Here is a 21,502-nt window from a genome sequence, read left to right as displayed (position 1 = left end):
ACCTGAGCGCTGCACTTTGCATCATTGCACCAGTAAAAACACAAACGCCCCGAATCAATCGAGGCGTTTGTATTGAACCGGTTCAGTTCAGAACGTTTTCACACAGTCTGCCAGGCCGGTTTTTTAATGTCTGGCCAACGGCCGAAAACCGTTCGTCAGGCACTGCCAGCATTCGCAATAGATCTTTGACAAGCATTCTCATTAACATTAGTATCCGACCCATCGAACAGAACTACCAAGACGAGCCTTGCTTATGTACGTCTGCCTCTGTGAAGGTGTCACCGATACTCAAATCCGCGATGCGGTCTACGAGGGCTGCTGCAGCTATCGTGAAGTACGCGGCACACTCGGCATCGCCAGCCAGTGTGGCAAGTGTGCTTGCCTGGCCAAGCAGGTCGTGCGCGAAACCATCGCCGAAGTGCAAAGCAGCCAAGCCTCGCTGGCCTACCCTGCAGGTTTCGTCGCAGCCTGAAACACGCCCCCGAAAATGAAAAAACCGGATCTCAGCATCCGGTTTTTTTTCATCCTCGAACAGCCATAGGATTACGTCAGGCCGTCGCGCTCCAGGTGGTCGAGGTCCACCGCCTCGCCCGGCTTGGCGTGCAGCTTGGCACGAATATCCTCGAAGATCGCGTCGTACTCGGCATGCGCCGACATGATCGGGCTATGGTTGGCGGGCAGACCATGCTTGGCCGTCAGCCGTGAAATCACGCTGGCGAAGTTGAATGCGGTATCGCGATGCATCTCAAAGACTTCTTCGAACGCCTTGCCGTCGATCTCGCCTACCAGGCGCCCGTGCAGCATGGGCCCCTCCTGCGGGTCCTCACGCACTTCATAGTAGAAATCGATGCTGTAACCGGGTTGACCGCTCTGGCCAGGAGGATTGCTGCGATGCAGATGGCCGGGTTCGAACATGGGTTCATTCCTTTGTCTTGATGCTGCGCGCACCCGGACGGGCGTATCCGCAGAGTCTAGCCCGCGACCCGCAGCCCTGCATGCATCATTTCAGTGCAAAGCCGAACTACCTGCCCTCTCCTGTACCAGCACCCAGGGCGCCACCACCACCGCCCACAGTTGCGGATCACGCGTGAGCAGATCTTCGGCACGTGAATCTTCGAACTTGCACAGCAGGCCTTGGTTCATCCACTGCGCGACACGCGCCTGATCGTTCTCGGCCACGGCCTGTGCGACCGCCACCAGATCCTGATTGCCCTCGACCCAGAGCAGCGCGCCACGAGCGAAGAATGGCTGCAGTTCCTGCCAGCGAATCGGCGCTGTCTCGCCGAGCAGCTTGGCATAGAGGGTGCTAGATTGATCCGTCATGGTGTGTCCCGTGTCGATGACTTTGAATGGTGGCGCGCAATGATAGCGCCGGCGGCATCCCAGGCAACCGCACGACGTTCAGCAGCCAGCCCAGGCCACGCCGTATTTCTATACATTCCTTGCAATTTAGCGACACCCCCGTGTTTCGCCTCCAACTGCCGGCTTTTCAAGGCGCAAATGCGCGCTCTACACTGTTCCGGTACAGTTGCCGGAGGCACTACCGGGGTTACAGACCCGGTTCTGCAGCTTCGGCCGCAAGAACTACAACAACGAAAACATAAGAGTGGAGCACTCATGAACAAGGCTAAGCAGATTTCCAAGCTGTTCGCGGCAATGGCACTGGCGGGGGCGGCCAGTTATTCGATGGCAGCCGACAACATCAAGATCGCCCTGGCTGGCCCGGTAACCGGCGCAGTTGCCCAGTACGGCGAAATGCAGTTCATCGGCGCCAAGATGGCCATCGAGCAGATCAACAAGGCTGGCGGCGTGAATGGCGCCCAGCTCGAAGGCGTGGTCTACGACGACGCCTGCGATCCCAAGCAGGCCGTTGCCGTGGCAAACAAGATCGTCAACGACGGCGTCAAGTTCGTGGTTGGCCACCTGTGCTCCAGCTCCACTCAGCCGGCCTCGGACATCTACGAAGACGAAGGCATCCTGATGATCACCGCGGCCTCCACCAGCCCGGACATCACCGCTCGCGGTTACGAACTGGTGTTCCGCACCATCGGTCTGGACAGCCTGCAAGGCCCGACCGCAGGCAACTTCATCGCTGACCACATCAAGCCGAAGACCGTTGCCGTCATCCACGACAAGCAGCAGTACGGTGAAGGCATCGCCACTGCAGTCAAGCAGACCCTGGAAAGCAAAGGCGTGAAGGTTTCCCTGTTCGAAGGCATCAACGCCGGCGACAAGGACTTCTCCGCACTGATCGCCAAGCTCAATCAGGCGGGCGTCGATTTCGTCTACTACGGCGGCTACCACCCGGAACTGGGCCTGCTGCTGCGCCAGACCAAAGAGCGCGGCCTGAACGTCAAGTTCATGGGTCCGGAAGGCGTCGGCAACTCCGAAATCTCCGCCATTGCCGGCCCGGCTTCCGAAGGTCTGCTGGTAACCCTGCCGAAGTCCTTCGACCAGGATCCGAAGAACCAGGCGCTGGTAGAAGCCTTCAAGGCCAAGAACGAAGACTCGAGCGGTCCGTTCGTGTTCCCGGCCTACGCTGCTGTTCAGGTGATCGCCGAAGGCATCGAGAAAGCCGGCGACACCGATACCGCCAAGGTAGCAGCTGCGCTGCGCTCCAACAGCTTCGACACCCCTACCGGTTCCCTGGGCTTCGACGAGAAGGGTGACCTGAAGGACTTCAGCTTCGTGGTGTACGAGTGGCACCAGGACGGCACCAAGTCCGAAGCCAAGTAAGCTTCCTGTCTGAGCCAAAGCCCACTGCGCGAGCAGTGGGCTTTGTTTATTAGAAGAATTCCGGCCTCGCGCTGCGCCACAAGCGCCGCTTTACGCGCTGCCCAGGAGTTAGGCAATGCCTGATCTTTATCACTACCTACAACAGCTGATCAATGGCCTGACCATTGGCAGTACCTATGCCCTGATCGCCATCGGCTACACCATGGTCTACGGCATCATCGGCATGATCAACTTCGCCCACGGCGAGGTTTACATGATTGGCTCGTACGTAGCCTTCACCGTTATCGCCGGCCTCGCCATGTTCGGCCTGGAAGCAGTGCCCTTCGTGATGATCGCGGCCTTCGCTGCCACCATGATCGTCACCAGCGCCTACGGCTACAGCATCGAACGGGTGGCCTACCGCCCCCTGCGCGGCGGCAACCGTCTGATCCCGCTGATCTCCGCGATCGGTATGTCGATTTTCCTGCAGAACGCCGTGTTGCTTTCGCAGGACTCCAAGGACAAGGCCATCCCCAGCCTGCTGCCGGGCAACTTCATCCTTGGTGAAAGCGCGGCCAACGGCGTGGTGGTGTCCTACATGCAGGTGCTGATCTTCATCGTCACCTTCGTCACCATGATCGCACTGACCCTGTTCATCTCGCGTTCGCGTCTGGGCCGCGCCTGCCGCGCCTGCGCCGAAGACCTGAAGATGGCCAACCTGCTCGGTATCAATACCAACAACATCATTGCCCTGACCTTCGTCATCGGTGCGGCACTGGCTGCCATCGCCTCTGTACTGCTGGGCATGAACTACGGCGTGATCAACCCGCACCTTGGCTTCCTCGCCGGTATCAAGGCCTTCACCGCTGCGGTACTCGGTGGTATCGGCAGCATTCCTGGCGCGGTGCTCGGCGGCCTGCTGCTGGGCGTGGCTGAAGCCTTCGGCGCCGATATCTTCGGTGATCAATACAAGGACGTCGTGGCATTCAGCCTGCTGGTGCTGGTGCTGCTGTTCCGCCCGACCGGCATCCTCGGCCGTCCTGAGGTGGAAAAAGTATGAGCACCGCCATTACCAAGAATCTCAAATCCGCGATTTTCAGCGCCCTGCTGGTGCTGATCATCTCCTACCCGGTTCTGGGCCTGAAACTCTCCACCGTCGGCATCAGCCTGCGCGTGGAAGGCGCCACCGCCTTCGAACTCTGGTGTATCGGCGGCGCTGCTACGCTGATTTTCCTTTGGCAATTGCTGCGCGACCGGCTGACCCCGGCCTGGGCCAAGCTGCCCAAACTGCCCAGCGGTTCCGGTGAGGTCGGTAACTTCCTCACCCTGCCTTCCACCCAGCGCTGGATCATTCTGGCGATGGTCATGGTGGCACTGGTTTGGCCGTTCTTCGCCAGCCGCGGTTCGGTGGATATCGCCACACTGATCCTGATCTACGTGATGCTCGGCCTCGGCCTGAACATCGTGGTCGGTCTGGCCGGTCTGCTCGACCTGGGTTACGTCGGCTTCTACGCCGTAGGCGCCTACAGCTACGCGATCCTGGCTCACTACTTCGGCCTGGGCTTCTGGATCTGCCTGCCGCTGGCCGGCATGATGGCGGCGCTGTTCGGCTTCCTGCTGGGCTTCCCGGTACTACGCCTGCGCGGTGACTACCTGGCCATCGTGACCCTCGGTTTCGGCGAGATCATCCGTATCCTGCTGCGCAACCTCACCGAGTACACCGGCGGCCCCAACGGCCTGAGCATCGCCAACGAGAACAAACCGACCCTGTTCGGTCTGTCCTTCGAGCGCCGTGTGCCGGCCGATATGCCGACCTTTCATGGCTACTTCGAAATCGCCTACAACTCGCAGTACAAGGTGATCTTCCTCTATCTGATCGCCCTGCTGCTGGTGCTGCTGACCCTGTTTCTGGTCAACCGCCTGCTGCGTATGCCGATCGGCCGTGCCTGGGAAGCGCTGCGTGAAGACGAGATTGCCTGCCGTGCGCTGGGCCTGAACCCGACCGTGATCAAGCTCTCGGCCTTCACCATCGGTGCCAGCCTGGCCGGTTTCGCCGGCAGCTTCTTCGCTGCCCGTCAGGGCCTGGTGACGCCGGAGTCGTTCACCTTCATCGAGTCGGCGATGATCCTCGCTATCGTCGTGCTGGGTGGCATGGGTTCACAGCTGGGCGTGATTCTCGCGGCCATCATCATGGTGATGCTGCAGGAGATGCGTGAGCTGAGCGAGTACCGCATGCTGTTCTTCGGTCTGGTCATGATCTTCATGATGATCTGGCGCCCGCAAGGGTTGCTGCCGATGCAACGTCCCCACCTGGAGCTGAAGCGATGAGCCGCACGATTCTCGAAGTAAGCGGCCTGTCCATGCGTTTCGGCGGCCTGCTGGCCGTCAACGGGGTGGGCCTGAACGTCAAGGAAAAGCAGGTGGTCTCTATGATCGGCCCGAATGGTGCCGGCAAGACCACCGTGTTCAACTGCCTGACCGGCTTCTACCAGCCGAGCTCCGGCAGCATCCGCCTAAATGGCGAAGCGATCGAAGGCCTGCCTGGCCACAAGATCGCTCGCAAAGGTGTGGTACGGACTTTCCAGAACGTACGTCTGTTCAAGGACATGACGGCGGTGGAAAACCTGCTGGTGGCCCAGCATCGCCACCTCAATACCGGCTACCTGGCCGGCCTGTTCAAGACCCCGGGGTTTCGCCGCAGCGAACGCGAGGCCATGGACTTTGCCGCCTACTGGCTGGAACAGGTCAACCTGGTGGACTTCGCCAACCGTAGCGCCGGTACCCTGGCCTATGGTCAGCAGCGTCGCCTGGAAATCGCCCGCTGCATGATGACCCGTCCGAGCATCCTCATGCTCGACGAGCCGGCCGCCGGTCTGAACCCGCGCGAAACGGAAGACCTGAAAGAGTTGATCGGCGTGCTGCGCGACGAACACAATGTCACCGTGCTGCTGATCGAGCACGACATGAAGCTGGTGATGAGCATTTCCGACCACATCTACGTGATCAACCAGGGCACTCCCCTGGCCGACGGCACGCCGGACGACATACGCAACAACCCGGACGTGATCAAAGCCTATCTGGGGGAGGCGTAATCCATGCTGAGTTTCAACAACGTCTCAACCTTCTACGGCAAGATCCAGGCCCTGCACGACGTCAGCATCGAAGTGCAGAAAGGCGAGATCGTCACCCTGATCGGCGCCAACGGCGCCGGCAAGTCGACCCTGCTGATGACGCTGTGCGGCAACCCGCGCGCCACCAGTGGCAGCATCCGCTACCTGGGTGAAGAGCTGGTGGGCATGGATACCCCGGAGATCATGCGCAAGAGCATCGCCATCGTGCCGGAAGGCCGTCGCGTGTTCGCCCGCCTGACCGTCGAGGAAAACCTGGCCATGGGCGGCTTCTTCGGTGACAAGGCGGACAATCAGGAGCAACTGGACAAGGTCCTGCACCTGTTCCCGCGCCTGAAGGAACGCTTCGCCCAACGCGCCGGCACCATGAGCGGCGGCGAGCAGCAGATGCTCGCCATCGGCCGTGCCTTGATGAGCAAGCCCAACCTGCTGCTGCTCGACGAGCCGTCGCTGGGTCTGGCGCCGATCATCATCCAGCAGATCTTCGACATCATCGAGCAACTGCGCAAAGACGGCGTGACCGTGTTCCTGGTCGAGCAGAACGCCAACCAGGCGCTGAAGCTGGCCGATCGCGGTTATGTGCTGGAGAACGGCCATATCGTCATGCGCGGTAGCGGCGAAGAGCTGCTCAACGACCCCAAGGTACGCGACGCCTACCTTGGCGGCTAAGCGCTCCCTGCGACATCGGAACCGCCCTTCGGGGCGGTTTCTTTTTATCCGCGGGAGTGCCACGGCCCGCATTGACTGGATCGCCCGCAAGCGGGCTCCTACAAACAACAAGACCACCGCCTCCTGTAGGAGCCGGCTTGCCGGCGATCATGGTCTGCTGGCGAACTCTTAAGCGAATATTTCCACCCTCTTGCGTCAAATGTACCGAGTATTAGTCTCAACAACTCTGCCCTCGCGAGCCCAGATCATGCGCAAGCCTCTGCTCCTGCTACTGGCCATCACCCTGCTGCTGAGCGCCTGCAGCCGTGTCGGCCTGGCCTATCGCAACCTCGATTGGCTGATCCCGTGGAAGCTGGGCGACTACGTGGCGCTGACCAGCGAGCAGAGCGCCTGGCTCAAACCCCAGCTGCAAGAACATTTGGCCTGGCATTGCAGCGTCGAGCTGCCGCGCTATCTCGACTGGCTGCAACGCAGTCAGCAGGCACTGAGTAGCAGTGACAGCGAGCTGATGGCCAGCCAGTTGGCCGACTTCGAACAAGCCATGCAGCGCATCGCTGTGGAAATAACCCCCAGCACCATCGAGCTGCTGCGCGGCCTCAGCCCGCGCCAGGTCGATCAGCTGTTGGCGGCAATGGACGAGCAAAACGCCAAGCTGCGTGAGGAGTTTCTCGAGCCACCCGTGCAGGAACAGATCAGCCGTCGCGCCGAGCGTATGGAAGAGCGTCTGCAACCCTGGTTTGGTAACTTGAACGCCGAGCAGCGCGAGCGGGTGCAGAGCTGGGCACAGGGCCTGGGTGAACAGAACCAGGTCTGGCTGGAAAACCGCATGGCCTGGCAACAGGCGCTGCGTAAGGCGCTGGAAGTGCGCCGTGGCGACGACTTCGCTGCGCGCATGACCGCCCTGCTGCAACAGCGCGAGCGCTTCTACACCAGCGCCTACCAGGCCAGCTTTGATAAGAATCGTCAGGCCATGGCCGAGATGATCGTCGACCTGGTCGTCCAGGCTGACTCAAAACAGATGGCGCGAGCCGACAAGCGCCTGAAAAGCCTTCACGCCGATCTGGCTGCGCAGCAATGCAAAGCTGATCAGGCAGTTGCGCGGCGCTAAGCAGGCCTCGTCGGCAGCGGGCTCAGAGCGCCGGCAAGCGCCAGTCGATGGGCGTCATGCCATTCTGGCTGAGAAACTGATTGCAGCGGCTGAAGTGGCCGTTACCAATGAAACCACGATGCGCCGACAACGGTGACGGGTGCGGCGAGCGCAGCACCAGGTGCTTGGTCGGGTCGATCAGGCGCTGCTTGCCCTGGGCGTGACTGCCCCAGAGCAGGAACACCAGTTTGTCCTGATGCTCGCTGACCACTTCGATCACCCGGTCGGTAAAGAACTGCCAGCCCTTGCCCGCATGCGAGCCGGCGTTGGCGCGCTCGACGGTCAACGAGGTGTTGAGCAGCAGCACGCCCTGATCGGCCCAGCTCTGCAGGTAACCATGGGCCGGAATGTCGATGTTCAGGTCGCGCTTGAGCTCCTTGTAGATATTCACCAGCGACGGCGGCGTCTGCACGCCCGGCTGCACGGAGAAGCACAGGCCATGGGCCTGACCGGGACCGTGGTACGGGTCCTGGCCGATGATCACCACCTTGACCTGATCCAGCGGCGTGGAATTGAGCGCATTGAAGATCAGTGGGCCCGGCGGATAGATTTCCTTGCCGGCCGCCTTCTCCGCCTGCAGGAACGCACGCAGCTCGCTCATGTAAGGCTTGTCGAACTCCTCACGCAGCGCGTGTTTCCAGCTGGCTTCGAGCTTGATGCGATCGTCGGTCATGCGGTTTCCCTGCAGGGTCAAAACAAGTGCAGGCACGCTAGTGAAGGGGGCCGGGCAAGTCAAGGCAACAGCTGTGCATCGGCTTTAGGCCAAGGCTCTGCTAGCATCTCAATACGCCGCTGCGGTTCCACGGAAGCCCCCGCCATCATGTCGCTGTCCCCCGAAGCCATCCGCTTCGCCCTGCTCACCCGTTTTCTCAAAGGTCAGGCAAAAGTGCCGCAAATGCCGGAAGCGGCCATGCGCATTCGCCAACTGCTGGACGACCCACGCACCTCGCTGGAACAGCTGGCGCGGGTGATCAACAGTGATCCCCCGCTGGCCGCCTATCTCATGCAGTTCGCCGAAAGCCCGCTGATTCGTGGTGCGCGGCCGTGCGTGTCGATGCGCGACCTGCTAGCCCGAATCGGCACTCGCCAACTCGGCACCCTGGTACTGGGGTTCACCGCGCGCAATCTCTTCGCCAGCAAGGAAAAAGCCTTGCAGCAAGCCTTCCGCCAGCGCTGGCGCAAGGCGCGCGAGCGCGCCGCGTTCTGCGCCGCCCTGGCGCAGCGCTGTAACCAGCCACTCGATGAGGCCATGCTCGCCGGCCTGCTGCAGGATATCGGTAGCCTGCCATTGCTCGCGGAGCTGGAGCACTGGCCGGACTTCCCGCGTGATGCCGAACAGCTGGATGGGCTCTGCGATTACCTCTCCGGAGACATCGGTGCGCTGGTGCTGACACGCTGGCAGGTGCCGACCACGCTGATCGAGTGCGCCAGGCAACGTAACAAATGGCTGCACGACCACGACGGCGAAGCCGACCTGACCGACCTGGTGCTGCTGGCCAGCGCGTTGCAGATACAACCGGCGAAGCTCCCCGAGCCGCTACCCGCGCAGCGCCGGCTGGGGCTTGAACAACCACTGGCCAGCCTGCGCGAAGAGCTACTGGCCGAGCAACAGCTGTGGCTGCGCATGCTGGCCTGAGCACCTCTGGCCGATAGATCACGTTGTCTTGAATACCGAGGCGGTACTCAGGGCGCAACCTGCCCCGAGCAAGATATGCCGGGCCCTCCCCTACCCCTGATGCAGCGCCCGGTAATGACTGGGCGCCATGCCCACCACCTTACGAAACAGCCGTGAGAAGTAATAGGGATCGTCGTAGCCAAGCTGCTCGGCGACCTGGCGCACTTCGGCATCACCACGGTCGAGCAGGCGACAGGCCAGGGCCATCTTCAACTGAATGAAATCCTGGATCGGCGCATGGCCGGTCAGCGCGCGGTAGGTCTTGGCGAAGTGAAAGCGCGACAGCTTGAACTGTGCAGCCAGCTCATCGAGGTTGAGGCTGCCGTGCAGGTGCTCGCGCATCACCGCCTGCACCGCCTCGATATCCAGCACGCGCCCGGACTTGAGGTTGACCCGCGCCGGTAGCACGGCCAGCGAGCTGAGCATCGCCTGCAAACGGTGCGCAGCATGAATGAAGGGCAAAGCGTTGAGGCCCTGGCGCTGCAAACCCAGCAACGCCTCGAAGTCTCCGATCAGCCGCGGCTGCACGCCGATACGCCGCAGCGTTTGCGTGCCCAGTAGGCGTAGGAAGTCTTCGCCGTGGCTGCCGTCGAAGTGCACCCAGTAGATCGTCCAAGGGTTATGCAGGTCAGCGCCATAGACATGCGCAGCGTCCTTGGGCAGCAGCAACAAATCGCCAGCAGCGACCTCAAATCGTCCATCCGATGTTTCCAACCACCCCTTGCCCGAGCGGCAGTAGATCAGCAGATGGTCATCTGGTTGCGCGCGGCGCATCTGGTGACCGGTTGCATCGGGGTAGAAGCCGATGGCCAATGGATAGCACCCAGCGCTCAAGGCATGGCGCGCCAGAAGGCGGCGCAGGCGCGGTGGCGTGATGAAGCGTTGCCCACCGACAGGCAACGGCCAATTGGAGGTTTCCACCCGCATTCCCACCACACCACTCCTTGCCAGCCTGCTCGAATGACAAGATCGTCCATCCCAAGCCCAAGATCGTCAATCCACAAACGGGCATCCAATGGCTATAAAAAGTCCCATACAAGAACAGCAGGAGGCGACCATGCCCCGCACGCTACCGCAACTGATCGACGGCCAATGGCAAACCAGCCAGGCTCGTGAGCTGATCGAAGTCACCGACCCGACCACCCAGGAGGTGATCGCCCTCGCCCCCAAGGCCACCGCCGAGGAAATCGAGGCCGCGGTGGCCGGTGCGCAGAAAGCCTTCCTCACCTGGCGCGAAGTACCGGTCGCGGAGCGCGCCCGTCTGATGCTGCGCTACCAGCACTTGCTCAAGGAGCACCACGACGAGCTGGCGCAGATCCTCGCGGCGGAAACCGGCAAGACCTTCGCCGATGCCAAGGGTGACGTCTGGCGCGGTATCGAAGTGGCCGAGCACGCCGCCAATATCGCCAGCCTGATGATGGGCGAGACGGTAGAGAACGTCGCCCGCGAGATCGACTCCGCCAGTTGGATCCAGCCGCTGGGCGTGTGCGTCGGTATCACCCCATTCAACTTCCCGGCGATGATCCCGCTGTGGATGTTTCCGCTGGCCATCGCCTGCGGCAATAGCTTCATTCTCAAACCCTCGGAACAGGACCCGATGACACCCAATCGTCTCGCCGAGCTGTTCCTCGAAGCCGGCGCGCCGACCGGCGTACTGCAAGTGCTGCATGGCGGGCGTGAGCAGGTCGATGCGCTGCTGGTGCACCCGCTGGTACGCGCGGCGTCCTTCGTCGGCTCAGTCGCGGTGGGCCAACATGTCTATCGCACCGGCACCCAGCACCTGAAGCGCGTGCAGGCCTTCGCCGGGGCCAAGAACCATATGGTGATCATGCCGGATGCACCCAAGGATCAAGTGATCAGCAACCTGCTCGGTGCCAGTTGTGGCGCCGCCGGGCAGCGCTGCATGGCCATCAGCGTGGCGGTGTTCGTCGGTGAATCGAAACAATGGATCGATGAGCTGGCCGAACAGATGGCCGCGCTGCGCCCCGGCCACTGGCAGGACAGCGGCGCCGCCTACGGCCCGCTGATCAGCCCACAGGCACGCCAGCGCGTGTTGCACCTGATCGAACAAGGCAAGGCCGAAGGCGCCGAGTGTCTGCTCGACGGCTCGCAGTGCAAGGTAGACGGTTACCCGAAGGGCAACTGGGTCGGGCCGACGCTGTTCCGTGGCGTGACGACGAAGATGAGCCTGTACCGCGAGGAGATCTTCGGCCCGGTGCTGGTGTGCATGCAGGTCGACACCTTGGAAGAGGCCATCGAACTGGTCAACGCCAGCCCCTACGGCAACGGCACCAGCCTGTTCACCAGCTCCGGCGGCGCTGCGCGGCATTTCCAGCACGCGGTTGAAGTCGGCCAGGTGGGTATCAACGTACCGATTCCGGTACCGCTGCCATTCTTTTCCTTCACTGGATGGAAGGGCTCGTTCTACGGCGACCTGCACGCCTACGGCAAGCAGGCGGTGCGTTTCTACACCGAGACCAAGACCGTGACCAGTCGCTGGTTCGACCACACGCCGCTTGAGGCCGGGCCGAACATGACCATTCAACTGAAATGAGAACGGCGTTCTTATTAGACAAAAAGACGATCACGAGAACTGGACAAGCGGCGTAAAAAGACTCTGCAGAACAAAAACAAGGAGAACTGCAATGCGCCACCTGTCCGCCATCCTGGCCCTGTGGGCCGGAATCACCGCCTGTGCGCAGGCTGCCGAGCCGATCACCCTCGGCCTCAATTACCCGCGCACCGGCCCGTATAAAGAGGAGGGACTGGCGCAGATGCGTGGAGCCCTGCTGGCCATCGATGAAATCAACGCCGCAGGCGGTGTCCTCGGGCGGCCCTTGCGCCTATCCAGCAAGGACACCGCTTCGCGGCCGGCCAAGGCCGAGAAGAACGTCGACAAGCTGGCCGCCGAAGGTGCGGCGATGCTCTTCGGTGGCGCCTCCAGCGCGGTCGCCATCGCCGCAGGCAAGCGCGCCAAGCAGCACGGCCTGCTGTACTTCGGCACCCTCACCTACTCCAACGACACCACTGGCAAGGATGGCCATCGCTACATGTTTCGCGAGTGCAACAACGCCTGGATGAGCGCCAAGGTACTCGGCCAATACCTGAGCAAGACCCTGCCGAACAAGCGCTACTTCTATGTTACCGCCGACTACACCTGGGGCCACACCAGCGAGGCATCGCTGCGCCAGGCCACCGCCAGCGACAATGCCGCCCAGCACGCCAGCGTACGCATCCCCTTCCCGGGCGCGCGCCTGGCCGACTACCAGGACGCGCTGACCCAGGCCGCCGCCAGCAACGCTGAAATCCTTGCCCTGGTGCTGTTCGGCGAGGACCTGGTGCGTGCCATGCGCGTCGCCAAGGACCTGGGCCTGACCGAGCGCATGCAGATCGTCGCGCCGAACCTGACCCAGAGCATGGTCGAACAGGCCGGCCCCAATCTGATGGCAGGCGTGATCGGCACCGAACCCTGGACCTGGCGCGTACCGGCGCTGGAGAAATCTGCGCGTGGTGAAGCCTTCGTCGAAGCTTTCAAGACCCGCTACGAGATGTACCCATCCAGCTCCGCGGCCTCGGCCTACAGCATCGTCCAGCAGTGGGCCGACGCCGCCACACGAGCCAAGAGCCTCGACAGCGAAACGCTGATCAAGGCACTGGAAGGCCACCGCTACACCTTGCTCAAGGACGAACAGCAATGGCGTGCCTTCGACCACCAAAACCTGCAGACGGTCTACGCGGTGAAGGTCAAGCCGCGCGACGAGGTCCTCAAGGACCCACTCAAACAGGACTACTTCGAAATCGTCGACCGCCTCGACTCCAGCAGCGCGCTGCCCAGCCTCGCCGAGTGGCAGGCCGAGCGCCGCGCCGGCGGCCAACCTCTGACCTTGCAATGAGATGCCATGGACTTCGAACTCAGTGATGAACAGCGCCTGCTGACCGACAGCGCCCGCGCCTTCGCCGCGCGGGAGCTGACGCCCCAAGCCGCCGAGTGGGATCGCGAGCAGCACTTCCCCGTCGAGGTGATTCGCCGTGCTGCCGAACAGGGCTACCTGGCCCTGTATCTGCGCGAAGAGGACGGCGGCCTGGGCCTGTCCAGGCTTTCCAGCTCACTGATATTCGAACAACTGGCGGCCGGCTGTGTCGCCACCACCGCCTACCTGACCATCCACAATATGGCCACCTGGATGCTCGCCAGCTTCGCCGACCAGAGCCTGAAAGATGCCTGGTTGCCGGGGCTGATCAACGGCCAGTCGCTGGCCTCCTACTGCCTGACCGAACCGGACGCCGGCTCTGACGCCGCCCATCTGCGCACCCGCGCACGGCGCGATGGCGACGACTACGTGATCGACGGCAGCAAGTGCTTTATCTCCGGGGCAGGAAGCACACAGGTGCTGATTGTCATGGCGCGCACCGGTGAGGATGGTGCCAAGGGTATTTCCTGCTTCCTGGTACCTGCCGATGCGCCCGGCGTGCGTTACGGACGCAACGAGGACAAGATGGGCTGGAAGGCGCAGCCGACCCGTACCATCACCTTCGAAGGCGTACGCATTCCCGCCAGCCACCGCATCGGCCCAGAGGGCGAAGGCTTCGTCTATGCCATGAAGGGCCTCGATGGTGGCCGCCTGAATATCGCCAGCTGCTCGCTCGGTGCGGCCCAGGCAGCACTGCAGCAGAGCCTGCGTTACGTCGAGGAACGCAAGCAGTTTGGCAAGGCGCTCAGCGAATTCCAGGCCCTGCAATTCAAGCTGGCCGACATGCTCACCGCCCTCACCGCCAGCCGGCAGATGGTGCGCCTGGCCGCGCACAAGCTCGACCATGGCCACGGCGAGGCCAGTCTGTACTGCGCCATGGCCAAGCGCTTCGCCACCGACCAGTGCTTCGATGTGTGCAACGAAGCACTGCAACTGCACGGCGGTTACGGCTATCTGAATGACTATCCGCTGGAACGCTGGGTACGCGACGCCCGCGTGCACCAGATACTTGAAGGCACCAACGAAATCATGCGGGTGATCGTCGCCCGTCGCCTGCTTCTGCAGGGCGGCATGCTCGATCGTCTGCTGTAGTAATAACCCCAATTAGGTGCGAGCGATGTTCGCGAGCAGAGCTCGCGCCTACGGCAATGATGAATATCGAGGACGACCATGAGCACTGCACTGGAAACCTACAAACCCGGCATCTTCGACCTGACCCACAAGCTCACCGTGGAAAAACACGGCCATACCGCGCTGATCACCATCAACCATCCACCGGCCAACACCTGGGACCGCGACTCACTGATCGGCCTCAAGCAAGTGATCGAACATCTCAACCGCGACGACGAGGTGTATGCACTGGTGGTGACCGGCCAGGGGTCGAAATTCTTCTCCGCTGGCGCCGACCTGAACATGTTCGCCGATGGCGACAAAGCCCGCGCTCGTGAGATGGCGCGGCGCTTTGGCGAAGCCTTCGAAACCCTGCGCGATTTCCGCGGTGTATCCATTGCCGCAATCAACGGCTACGCCATGGGCGGCGGCCTGGAGTGTGCACTGGCCTGCGATATCCGCATCGCAGAACGCCAGGCGCAGATGGCCCTGCCGGAAGCCTCCGTGGGTCTGTTGCCTTGCGCCGGTGGTACCCAGGCGCTGCCCTGGCTGGTCGGCGAAGGCTGGGCCAAACGCATGATCCTCTGCGGCGAGCGCATCGACGCCGAGACCGCCCTGCGCATCGGCCTGGTCGAGCAGGTGGTGGACACCGGCGAGGCACGCGGCACTGCCCTGCTGCTGGCATCCAAGGTGGCGCGACAAAGCCCGGTGGCAGTGCGCACCATCAAACCGCTGATCCAGGGTGCACGCGAGCGTGGCTCCAACACCTGGCTGCCGGAGGAACGCGAGCGCTTCGTCGACCTGTTCGACGCCGATGACACCCGCGAAGGGGTCAACGCCTTCCTGGAGAAACGCGATCCGCAGTGGCGCAACAAATAAACCGTAGGAGCGAGCTCTGCTCGCGAAACAGCTCGTGGACGTCGCCTTTAACGTCCACCACAACACACGCGGTGGATGGATAAAGCGCCATCCACCCGCGCGGGAAACACGCATGAACCTGCAATTCGAAGAACGCCCCAGCCTGCACGGCTACCGCATCGGCATCGCCAGCCTCGACGCCGAGAAGAGCCTCAACGCCCTTTCCCTGCCGATGATCGAGGCACTCGACGAGCGCCTCAAGGCCTGGGCCGAGGATCCAACCATCGCCTGCGTCATGCTGCGCGGCAATGGCCCCAAGGCCTTCTGCGCCGGCGGCGACGTGGTACAACTGGTCAATCAGTGTCGTGAACAGCCAGGCGAAGTACCGGCCCTGGCGCGACGTTTCTTCGCCGACGAATACCGCCTCGATCATCGCATCCACACCTTCCCAAAACCCTTCATCTGCTGGGCCCACGGCCATGTGCTGGGCGGCGGCATGGGCCTGATGCAGGGCGCGGGTATCCGTATCGTCACGCCAAGCAGTCGACTGGGCATGCCGGAAATCAACATCGGCCTGTACCCGGATGTCGGCGGCAGCTGGTTCCTCGCCCGCCTGCCGGGTCGCCTGGGCCTGTTCCTCGGTCTTACTGCCGCCAGCATCAATGCCCGCGATGCGCTGGACCTGAATCTGGCCGACCGCTTTCTGCGCGATGACCAGCAAGAGGCTCTGCTCGAAGGCCTGGTACAACTGAACTGGCGCGAACAAGCCGACCTGCAACTGCACAGCCTGCTGCGTGCCCTGGAGAACGAAGCCCACGGCGAACTACCGGCTGCACAGTGGCTGCCACGTCGCGAACGTATCGATGAGTTGCTCGACGTTGCCCACCTGCCGGCTGCCGTGCACGCGCTCAGCGCCCTGCAAACGGATGACGACGCCCTGCTCGCCCGCGCCGCCAAGACCCTGGCCCATGGCTGCCCGCTGACCGCACACCTGATCTGGGAGCAGATCCGCCGCGCCCGCCATCTGTCGCTGGCCGAGGTATTTCGCATGGAATACGCCATGAGCCTTAACTGCTGCCGCCACCCGGAATTTCCCGAGGGCGTACGCGCCCGCCTGATCGACAAGGACCAGACGCCGAAATGGCATTGGCCGGATGTGGCCGCGATCCCAGACGCAGTGGTCGAGGCGCACTTCGCACCGGCCTGGGAAGGCGAACACCCGTTGGCAGATCTGTAAACCCATTTGTAGGAGAGCCGTCATGACCCAGATCGCCTTTATCGGCCTCGGCAACATGGGCCTGCCCATGGCCCGCAACCTGCTCAAGGCGGGTTACCCGCTGAAAGTCTTCGACCTGCAGCGCAGCGCGGTCGACACCCTGGCTGGCGAAGGTGCCGTGGCGGCCGATAGCGCAACCGACGCCATCGATCAGGCAAAGGTGGTGATCAGCATGCTGCCGGCCAGTCGTCATGTGGAAAGCTTGTACCTGGGTGATGACGGTCTGCTTGCGCGGATGCCAGCCGGCACCTTGGTGATCGAGTGTTCGACCATCGCCCCGGAGTCCGCGCGCAGGGTGCACGCAGCCGCCCGCGAGCGCGGTATCGCTTTGCTCGATGCGCCGGTCTCCGGTGGTACAGGCGGTGCGGCGGCCGGTACCCTGACCTTCATGGTGGGTGGTGAAGCCCAATCGCTGGAGAAGGCCAGGTCGATGCTCGCCTCCATGGGCAAGAACATCTTCCACGCCGGCCCCGACGGCGCCGGCCAGGTGGCCAAGGTGTGCAACAATCAGGTGCTTGCGGTGCAGATGATCGCCACCGCAGAAGCCATGGCCATGGGCGTGGCCAACGGCCTGGAGCCGGCGGTGCTGGCCGAGATCATGCGGCAGAGTTCGGGCGGCAACTGGACGCTGGAAAAGTACAATCCCTGGCCTGGGGTGATGGAAAACGCGCCAGCATCGAAGGGCTACAGCGGCGGTTTCATGGCCGAACTGATGGCCAAAGACCTCGGCCTGGCCCAGGAAACCGCCAGCCACAATGGCAACAGCGCGCCGATGGGGGCCCTGGCACTGCAGCTGTACCGCCTGCTGCTCAAACAGGGCAAGGGCAAGCAGGATTTCTCGGTGGTGCAGCAGTTGTTCGTGGATTAGCCCACATCGACGCAAATACCGCTTGCACCAAAAGTGTCCTGACACACCTCAGAAAGCTGAGAAACGCCACAGGTGCATGTCGACACACGGCAGTTTGAGGGAGCCTTACCAACGCCGCTCCCCCCTGCTGCGGTATTCGTCACCGTGGCTACGGCCATTGGAGAAACGCTGCTGGGTCTTGCGCCCGGTGTCCCAGCCACGCTGAATCTGCCCGCTGCGATATTCCTGGCGACGATGATCGCGGCGGTAGTCATGTCGTGACTGATCGTAGCGTTTGTAGCTGCCACTGTGGCGCTGCTCATGACCGTAATGGCGCGGCGGCGTCGGGTAGTACTGATGCCGGCGATCTTCGTAGTAGTAGCGCGGCGTTACGTAAACCGGTGGCGCATGGTGATCACGGCGGTAGCCGTCATGATAACGATAGCCGTGGTGATAGCCACGGTCGTAACCCTCGCCATAGACGGCACAACCGGACAGCAGCAGGAACAACGCAGACAACAGCATCTTGAAGGGCATGGCGGCCTCCTGTGACCGCTGAGACGACGCCGACCGATGTCGGCCTCCGGGATGAGAATCCCTGACGCATCAGACAGCATCGCGGGCGAGAGGTGCGACTCACTTCGTCGGTATTAATCATTGGCGCAACATGCAGATGGCACGCCACGCGTTTACCCGCGCAGCAGAGAGTCGCACCAACCGTGCACAGCAGAGTTCATCCGCCCATAACAGCAGCGAGCATGACTACAACTGGCGCGCTCCCCGTCCAGCAAGCTAGCATCACGCCCTACAGGCTGTTGAAAAACCACCTGCCTTTTTCAACAGCCTGCCAACCTGCTGCGGATCTACCCCATGCTCCTGCGCCTCCAACGGCATACGCCCACCTCATCGCCACTACTGCGCCAATCCGGCATGTTCTGCCGGGGCAAAGGCGAGACATTTATTCTGCCGCGGAACAATACCGCCCAGCCAAACGCTACAAACTGGCTGAACAGCAGCGCCGAACAATGCTGTCCACTCACAAGCCAGCACCTGTATCGCCTGCTCAGCCGCATGCTGTCGCACGCCAAGCAGGACGCGCACAGCCGCATCTGCCTCGATCTCTGATGGACAGGCAACACTGCCCGCTATGCGGCAACAGCAACCAGTGCAGCGTCGCCGCCGGGCGTGACGAACCCTGCTGGTGCTTCGACGCGCAGATCGACCCAGCCGCGCTGCAGCGCCTGACGCCCGAGCAACGCAATCAGGCCTGCCTGTGCCCGGCCTGCGCTGGTGCGCTGAAGGCTACTGAGCCCGGCGAGAGCGATTGAGCCATGCGCCTGGATCGCTTCCTCAGCAACTTCCCGCGTTTCAGCCGCCAGGACAGCCGCCTGCTGATCAGCGCCGGGCGCCTACGTGTGGACGGCGCAGTGGTGCACGACCCGCGCCATGAGGTGCGCGACTTCCAACGCGTGGAGCTGGACGACGAGCTGCTGCAGGCCGGGCGCAGCGCGCGCTACTGGATGCTGCACAAACCGGTCGGCGTGGTCAGCGCCACCGAGCACAACGAACATCGCACCGTGCTCGACCTGCTCGACGAGCCGGACAAACACGACCTGCACCTGGCCGGGCGCCTCGACCTGAACACCAGCGGCCTGCTGCTGATCACCAACGACGGGCGCTGGTCGCGCCGTATCACCCAGCCGCAGCAGCGCAAGCCCAAGGTCTACCACGTCACCACCGAACAGCCGATCACCGACGAATACGCCGAGGTCTTCGCCCGTGGCCTGTACTTCGCCTTCGAGGATCTGACCACCCTGCCCGCCCAGCTCGATGTACTCGACAGCCACCACGCGCGGCTGACCCTGTTCGAGGGCCGCTACCATCAGGTCAAGCGCATGTTCGGCCACTTCCGTAACCGCGTCGTCGCCCTGCACCGCGAAAGCATGGGCGAGATCGTCCTCGACCCACAGCTCGCCCCCGGCCAATACCGCGCACTGACGGATGCGGAAATCGCCAGCGTTTGATTGTCGCCCAGCGCCTGAATCTGACTACCCGACCAACGGCATCGCCAATCGGCTACAAAGATGTGACTCACCCTTGCATGGCTGCAAGGTAACTGCTTGAATCGAACCATAAGTCTTCAGGTGACCAGACGGTCACAGAAAGACAGTGAGTGTTTTTTCGGTTGATGGCGCTCTGCGCCGACTGGATTCCTGCCTGGTTACACCGCCCTCTCCAAGGCCCTGAAAAAGCCTGGAGCGCTCGCCTGTTTCGATCCTAACTGATTGAAATTCCTATACTTATAAAAATCTCCAGCCTGACATCATGCTGTCACGCTCAGGCGCTTTTCTAACTGCTCAATCCAGCGCGAACGGTCGCCCGCTCGCCTTGCTCATTTGCGCCAGGAGGAAACGACATGAGGCCAGAAACCGCAGTCGTCGAGATCAACAGGAAGCACAACGTACACACGGAGTTCTACGGCAATCCGGCAGCAAGCAAGACCATCATCTTGGTCAACGGCTCTCTGGCGACCACCGCTTCGTTCGCGCAAACGATCAAATACCTGCAGCCGCAGTTCAACGTAGTGGCCTTCGACCTGCCCTATGCCGGCCAGTCGAAGCCGTACAACAGCGACTTCACGCCCATCAGCAAGGAAGACGAAGCGGCGATCCTGCTGCACCTGATCGACCTCTACGGTGCCAACTACCTGATGTCCTTCTCCTGGGGTGGCGTCGCCTCCATGCTCGCCCTGGCCCAACGCCCGGCGACGCTGGAGAAGGCCGCCATCTGCTCCTTCTCGCCGATCCTCAACGTGCCGATGCTCGACTACCTGCACAAGGGCCTGCGCTTCTTGAACGCGGTGGATCGCGACAACGTCGCCCTGCTGGTAAACAGCACCATCGGCAAGCACCTGCCGTCGCTATTCAAGCGCTTCAACCACAAGCACGTCAGCACCCTGGACGAACACGAATACCGGCAGATGTACGCTCACATCAAACAGGTGCTGAATATGGAGGCGCACTGCCGCATGGAGTGCCTGCAAGCCATCGACGTCCCGCTGCTGTTCGTCAACGGCGACCGCGACGAATACACCTCGGTGGAAGACGCCTGCCTGTTCGCCCAGCACATCGACCACGCCCAGTTCGCCGTGATCGACGACGCCGGCCACTTCCTCGACATGGAACACAAGGCCGCCTGGCTGCAGACCCAACGCGTACTGCTGGACTTCTTCAACGCCCCCAGCAAACGCCTGCAACTGCCAGTCAAAGGCGACCTGCGCGACCTCCAGGCGATGGCGGTATGAGAAGCACCGAGCGTGGAGCGGATGCGTCTATCGCCCTGCTCCGCGCTTTATTCTCAGGTCGAGTTCCGGTATAAAGGCACCCGCTGCGGGTGTCGTATAATGGTAATACCCTAGCTTCCCAAGCTAGAGCCGTGGGTTCGATTCCCATCACCCGCTCCAGACTCCATAAGCCCTTGATTCTTAACGGATTCAGGGGCTTTTAGTTTCTGACTGCTTGCTGCCCTTCTGCTGATTGGTACAGAGGGCTGGTACAGTGGCGATCATGGCGCAACCCTGGAAACATCCACAGAACGGTATCTTCTACTTCCGCCGAGAAGTCCCCAAAGACATCCGCCGAGTCATCGGCAAGCGTGAATGGAAGGTCTCCCTCAAGACACGGCATCTCCCCGAAGCACGTCTTCGCTTCATTGGGGAAGCACAACGCTGCGAAGAAGCCTTCACTGTTGCCGCTGACCGAAAACTGACCCAGTAGAGGCTGTTCTGCCGACTGAAAACTGACCCAGGTGTTCAACTGCTTCTGCTCAATTATTGAGCAGGAGAACACAGGGTGATCAGTATGGAAATGATGGGCAAAATTCGGCGGATGTATTTCCGCGACAAGCTGTCGCTGCATGAGATAGCCAAGCGCACCGGGCTGGCGCGCAACACGATTCGCAAGTGGGTCAGAGCACCTGAGGCCAAGCAGCCGGTGTACCAACGCCGCGCGATCTTTAACAAACTCAGCCCTTTTCACGCCACGCTAGAGCAGGCGCTAAAAGCCGATTCGCTGCGCCCCAAGCAACAGCGGCGCAGTGCCAAGGCG

General features: G+C 62.1%; 24 protein-coding genes, 1 tRNA gene and 1 pseudogene. 21 read left to right on the top strand and 5 right to left on the bottom strand.

All coding sequences use genetic code 11. The annotated features are described in order from the left end of the window. The first annotated feature begins 253 nt into the window (after positions 1-253). The gene (locus ACNFCJ_RS22575) at positions 254-472 is read left to right on the top strand and encodes a bacterioferritin-associated ferredoxin (RefSeq protein WP_004423711.1); all 219 of its coding nucleotides are present in this window, start codon (positions 254-256) and stop codon (positions 470-472) included. Positions 473-543: 71 nt separating this feature from the next. Here ACNFCJ_RS22575 and ACNFCJ_RS22570 read toward each other — a convergent pair whose 3' ends face one another. Both ACNFCJ_RS22570 and ACNFCJ_RS22565 read right to left on the bottom strand, forming a co-directional pair. Continuing rightward, a complete protein-coding gene (locus ACNFCJ_RS22570) occupies positions 544-915 on the bottom strand; it encodes a DUF5064 family protein (RefSeq protein ID WP_343350652.1) in 372 nt (123 codons plus the stop codon). A 90-nt stretch (positions 916-1,005) separates the two neighbouring features. Further along, complete coding sequence (locus tag ACNFCJ_RS22565; RefSeq protein ID WP_143506771.1) at positions 1,006-1,323, bottom strand: DUF2288 domain-containing protein; 318 nt, start codon at positions 1,321-1,323, stop codon at positions 1,006-1,008. A gap of 294 nt (positions 1,324-1,617) precedes the next feature. Between ACNFCJ_RS22565 and ACNFCJ_RS22560 the strand changes: the two genes are divergently transcribed. The 6 genes from ACNFCJ_RS22560 to ACNFCJ_RS22535 all read left to right on the top strand — a co-directional run bounded on the left by ACNFCJ_RS22560 (position 1,618) and on the right by ACNFCJ_RS22535 (position 7,620). Further along, the gene (locus tag ACNFCJ_RS22560) at positions 1,618-2,736 is read left to right on the top strand and encodes a branched-chain amino acid ABC transporter substrate-binding protein (RefSeq protein WP_416773705.1); all 1,119 of its coding nucleotides are present in this window, start codon (positions 1,618-1,620) and stop codon (positions 2,734-2,736) included. A gap of 115 nt (positions 2,737-2,851) precedes the next feature. Continuing rightward, positions 2,852-3,775, top strand: coding sequence for a high-affinity branched-chain amino acid ABC transporter permease LivH (gene livH, locus ACNFCJ_RS22555; protein WP_108234145.1), 924 nt, complete (start codon positions 2,852-2,854; stop codon positions 3,773-3,775). Then, positions 3,772-5,043, top strand: coding sequence for a high-affinity branched-chain amino acid ABC transporter permease LivM (locus tag ACNFCJ_RS22550; RefSeq protein ID WP_416773704.1), 1,272 nt, complete (start codon positions 3,772-3,774; stop codon positions 5,041-5,043). Before livH ends, ACNFCJ_RS22550 begins: the two co-directional genes overlap by 4 nt. Beyond that, a complete protein-coding gene (gene livG / locus ACNFCJ_RS22545) occupies positions 5,040-5,807 on the top strand; it encodes a high-affinity branched-chain amino acid ABC transporter ATP-binding protein LivG (RefSeq protein WP_416773703.1) in 768 nt (255 codons plus the stop codon). The genes ACNFCJ_RS22550 and livG overlap by 4 nt, the downstream gene beginning before the upstream one ends. A 3-nt stretch (positions 5,808-5,810) precedes the next feature. Next, positions 5,811-6,512 carry an ABC transporter ATP-binding protein gene (locus ACNFCJ_RS22540; RefSeq protein WP_072422687.1) on the top strand — a complete coding sequence of 234 codons (702 nt, stop codon included), beginning with the start codon at positions 5,811-5,813 and terminating at the stop codon, positions 6,510-6,512. Between the two features lie 247 nt (positions 6,513-6,759). Continuing rightward, positions 6,760-7,620: a DUF6279 family lipoprotein gene (locus ACNFCJ_RS22535; protein ID WP_416773702.1), complete on the top strand. Its 861-nt coding sequence runs from the start codon at positions 6,760-6,762 to the stop codon at positions 7,618-7,620. Positions 7,621-7,642: 22 nt separating this feature from the next. On the opposite strand, the gene ung is transcribed toward ACNFCJ_RS22535, so the two are convergent. Next, positions 7,643-8,332, bottom strand: a complete 690-nt coding sequence (gene ung, locus ACNFCJ_RS22530; protein ID WP_099522114.1) for a uracil-DNA glycosylase — start codon at positions 8,330-8,332, stop codon at positions 7,643-7,645. A 147-nt stretch (positions 8,333-8,479) separates the two neighbouring features. On the opposite strand from ung, the gene ACNFCJ_RS22525 reads away from it, so the two are divergent. After that, on the top strand, positions 8,480-9,295 hold the full coding sequence (locus ACNFCJ_RS22525) for an HDOD domain-containing protein (protein WP_416773701.1): 816 nt from the start codon (positions 8,480-8,482) through the stop codon (positions 9,293-9,295). 90 nt (positions 9,296-9,385) lie between these two features. Here the strand turns inward: ACNFCJ_RS22525 and ACNFCJ_RS22520 are convergent, their stop codons facing one another. Next, complete coding sequence (locus ACNFCJ_RS22520; RefSeq protein ID WP_416773706.1) at positions 9,386-10,261, bottom strand: AraC family transcriptional regulator; 876 nt, start codon at positions 10,259-10,261, stop codon at positions 9,386-9,388. 130 nt (positions 10,262-10,391) lie between these two features. Here ACNFCJ_RS22520 and ACNFCJ_RS22515 point away from each other — a divergent pair, with 130 nt between their 5' ends. The 6 genes from ACNFCJ_RS22515 to mmsB all read left to right on the top strand — a co-directional run bounded on the left by ACNFCJ_RS22515 (position 10,392) and on the right by mmsB (position 17,417). Then, a complete protein-coding gene (locus ACNFCJ_RS22515; protein WP_416773700.1) occupies positions 10,392-11,888 on the top strand; it encodes a CoA-acylating methylmalonate-semialdehyde dehydrogenase in 1,497 nt (498 codons plus the stop codon). Between the two features lie 91 nt (positions 11,889-11,979). Then, positions 11,980-13,227, top strand: coding sequence for an ABC transporter substrate-binding protein (locus tag ACNFCJ_RS22510; RefSeq protein ID WP_143506779.1), 1,248 nt, complete (start codon positions 11,980-11,982; stop codon positions 13,225-13,227). Positions 13,228-13,233: 6 nt separating this feature from the next. After that, positions 13,234-14,397, top strand: coding sequence for an acyl-CoA dehydrogenase family protein (locus tag ACNFCJ_RS22505; protein ID WP_416773699.1), 1,164 nt, complete (start codon positions 13,234-13,236; stop codon positions 14,395-14,397). Positions 14,398-14,475: 78 nt separating this feature from the next. Then, positions 14,476-15,294: an enoyl-CoA hydratase gene (locus ACNFCJ_RS22500; protein WP_179575984.1), complete on the top strand. Its 819-nt coding sequence runs from the start codon at positions 14,476-14,478 to the stop codon at positions 15,292-15,294. 112 nt (positions 15,295-15,406) lie between these two features. Further along, the gene (locus tag ACNFCJ_RS22495) at positions 15,407-16,510 is read left to right on the top strand and encodes an enoyl-CoA hydratase/isomerase family protein (RefSeq protein ID WP_416773698.1); all 1,104 of its coding nucleotides are present in this window, start codon (positions 15,407-15,409) and stop codon (positions 16,508-16,510) included. A gap of 22 nt (positions 16,511-16,532) precedes the next feature. Beyond that, positions 16,533-17,417, top strand: a complete 885-nt coding sequence (mmsB, locus tag ACNFCJ_RS22490; protein ID WP_416773697.1) for a 3-hydroxyisobutyrate dehydrogenase — start codon at positions 16,533-16,535, stop codon at positions 17,415-17,417. 105 nt (positions 17,418-17,522) lie between these two features. Here mmsB and ACNFCJ_RS22485 read toward each other — a convergent pair whose 3' ends face one another. Then, the gene (locus ACNFCJ_RS22485) at positions 17,523-17,933 is read right to left on the bottom strand and encodes a hypothetical protein (RefSeq protein ID WP_416773696.1); all 411 of its coding nucleotides are present in this window, start codon (positions 17,931-17,933) and stop codon (positions 17,523-17,525) included. A 333-nt stretch (positions 17,934-18,266) separates the two neighbouring features. On the opposite strand from ACNFCJ_RS22485, the gene ACNFCJ_RS22480 reads away from it, so the two are divergent. The 7 genes and pseudogenes from ACNFCJ_RS22480 to ACNFCJ_RS22450 form a co-directional block, all read left to right on the top strand. Further along, a complete protein-coding gene (locus ACNFCJ_RS22480; protein WP_143506783.1) occupies positions 18,267-18,521 on the top strand; it encodes a hypothetical protein in 255 nt (84 codons plus the stop codon). Next, a complete protein-coding gene (locus ACNFCJ_RS22475; protein ID WP_416773695.1) occupies positions 18,521-18,724 on the top strand; it encodes a cysteine-rich CWC family protein in 204 nt (67 codons plus the stop codon). The genes ACNFCJ_RS22480 and ACNFCJ_RS22475 overlap by 1 nt, the downstream gene beginning before the upstream one ends. A 3-nt stretch (positions 18,725-18,727) precedes the next feature. Then, positions 18,728-19,420: a pseudouridine synthase gene (locus ACNFCJ_RS22470; protein ID WP_416773694.1), complete on the top strand. Its 693-nt coding sequence runs from the start codon at positions 18,728-18,730 to the stop codon at positions 19,418-19,420. Positions 19,421-19,812: 392 nt separating this feature from the next. After that, entirely contained in the window at positions 19,813-20,700 is an 888-nt protein-coding gene (locus ACNFCJ_RS22465; RefSeq protein ID WP_416773693.1) for an alpha/beta fold hydrolase, read from the top strand. An 85-nt stretch (positions 20,701-20,785) separates the two neighbouring features. Continuing rightward, positions 20,786-20,859, top strand: a tRNA-Gly gene (locus ACNFCJ_RS22460). Positions 20,860-20,962: 103 nt separating this feature from the next. Continuing rightward, positions 20,963-21,172 (top strand): DUF6538 domain-containing protein, encoded by a 210-nt coding sequence (locus tag ACNFCJ_RS22455; protein WP_416773692.1) that lies wholly within the window; start codon positions 20,963-20,965, stop codon positions 21,170-21,172. Between the two features lie 93 nt (positions 21,173-21,265). Next, a pseudogene (locus ACNFCJ_RS22450) lies at positions 21,266-21,502 on the top strand (IS21 family transposase); the annotation flags it as partial.

Origin of the sequence: Pseudomonas sp. NY15364 (assembly GCF_048068235.1) — a bacterium.
In the GTDB taxonomy this organism is placed as follows: domain Bacteria; phylum Pseudomonadota; class Gammaproteobacteria; order Pseudomonadales; family Pseudomonadaceae; genus Aquipseudomonas; species Aquipseudomonas mendocina_D.
Note: the sequence above shows the minus strand (reverse complement) of the source record. Positions and strands in the feature narration are given on the sequence as shown.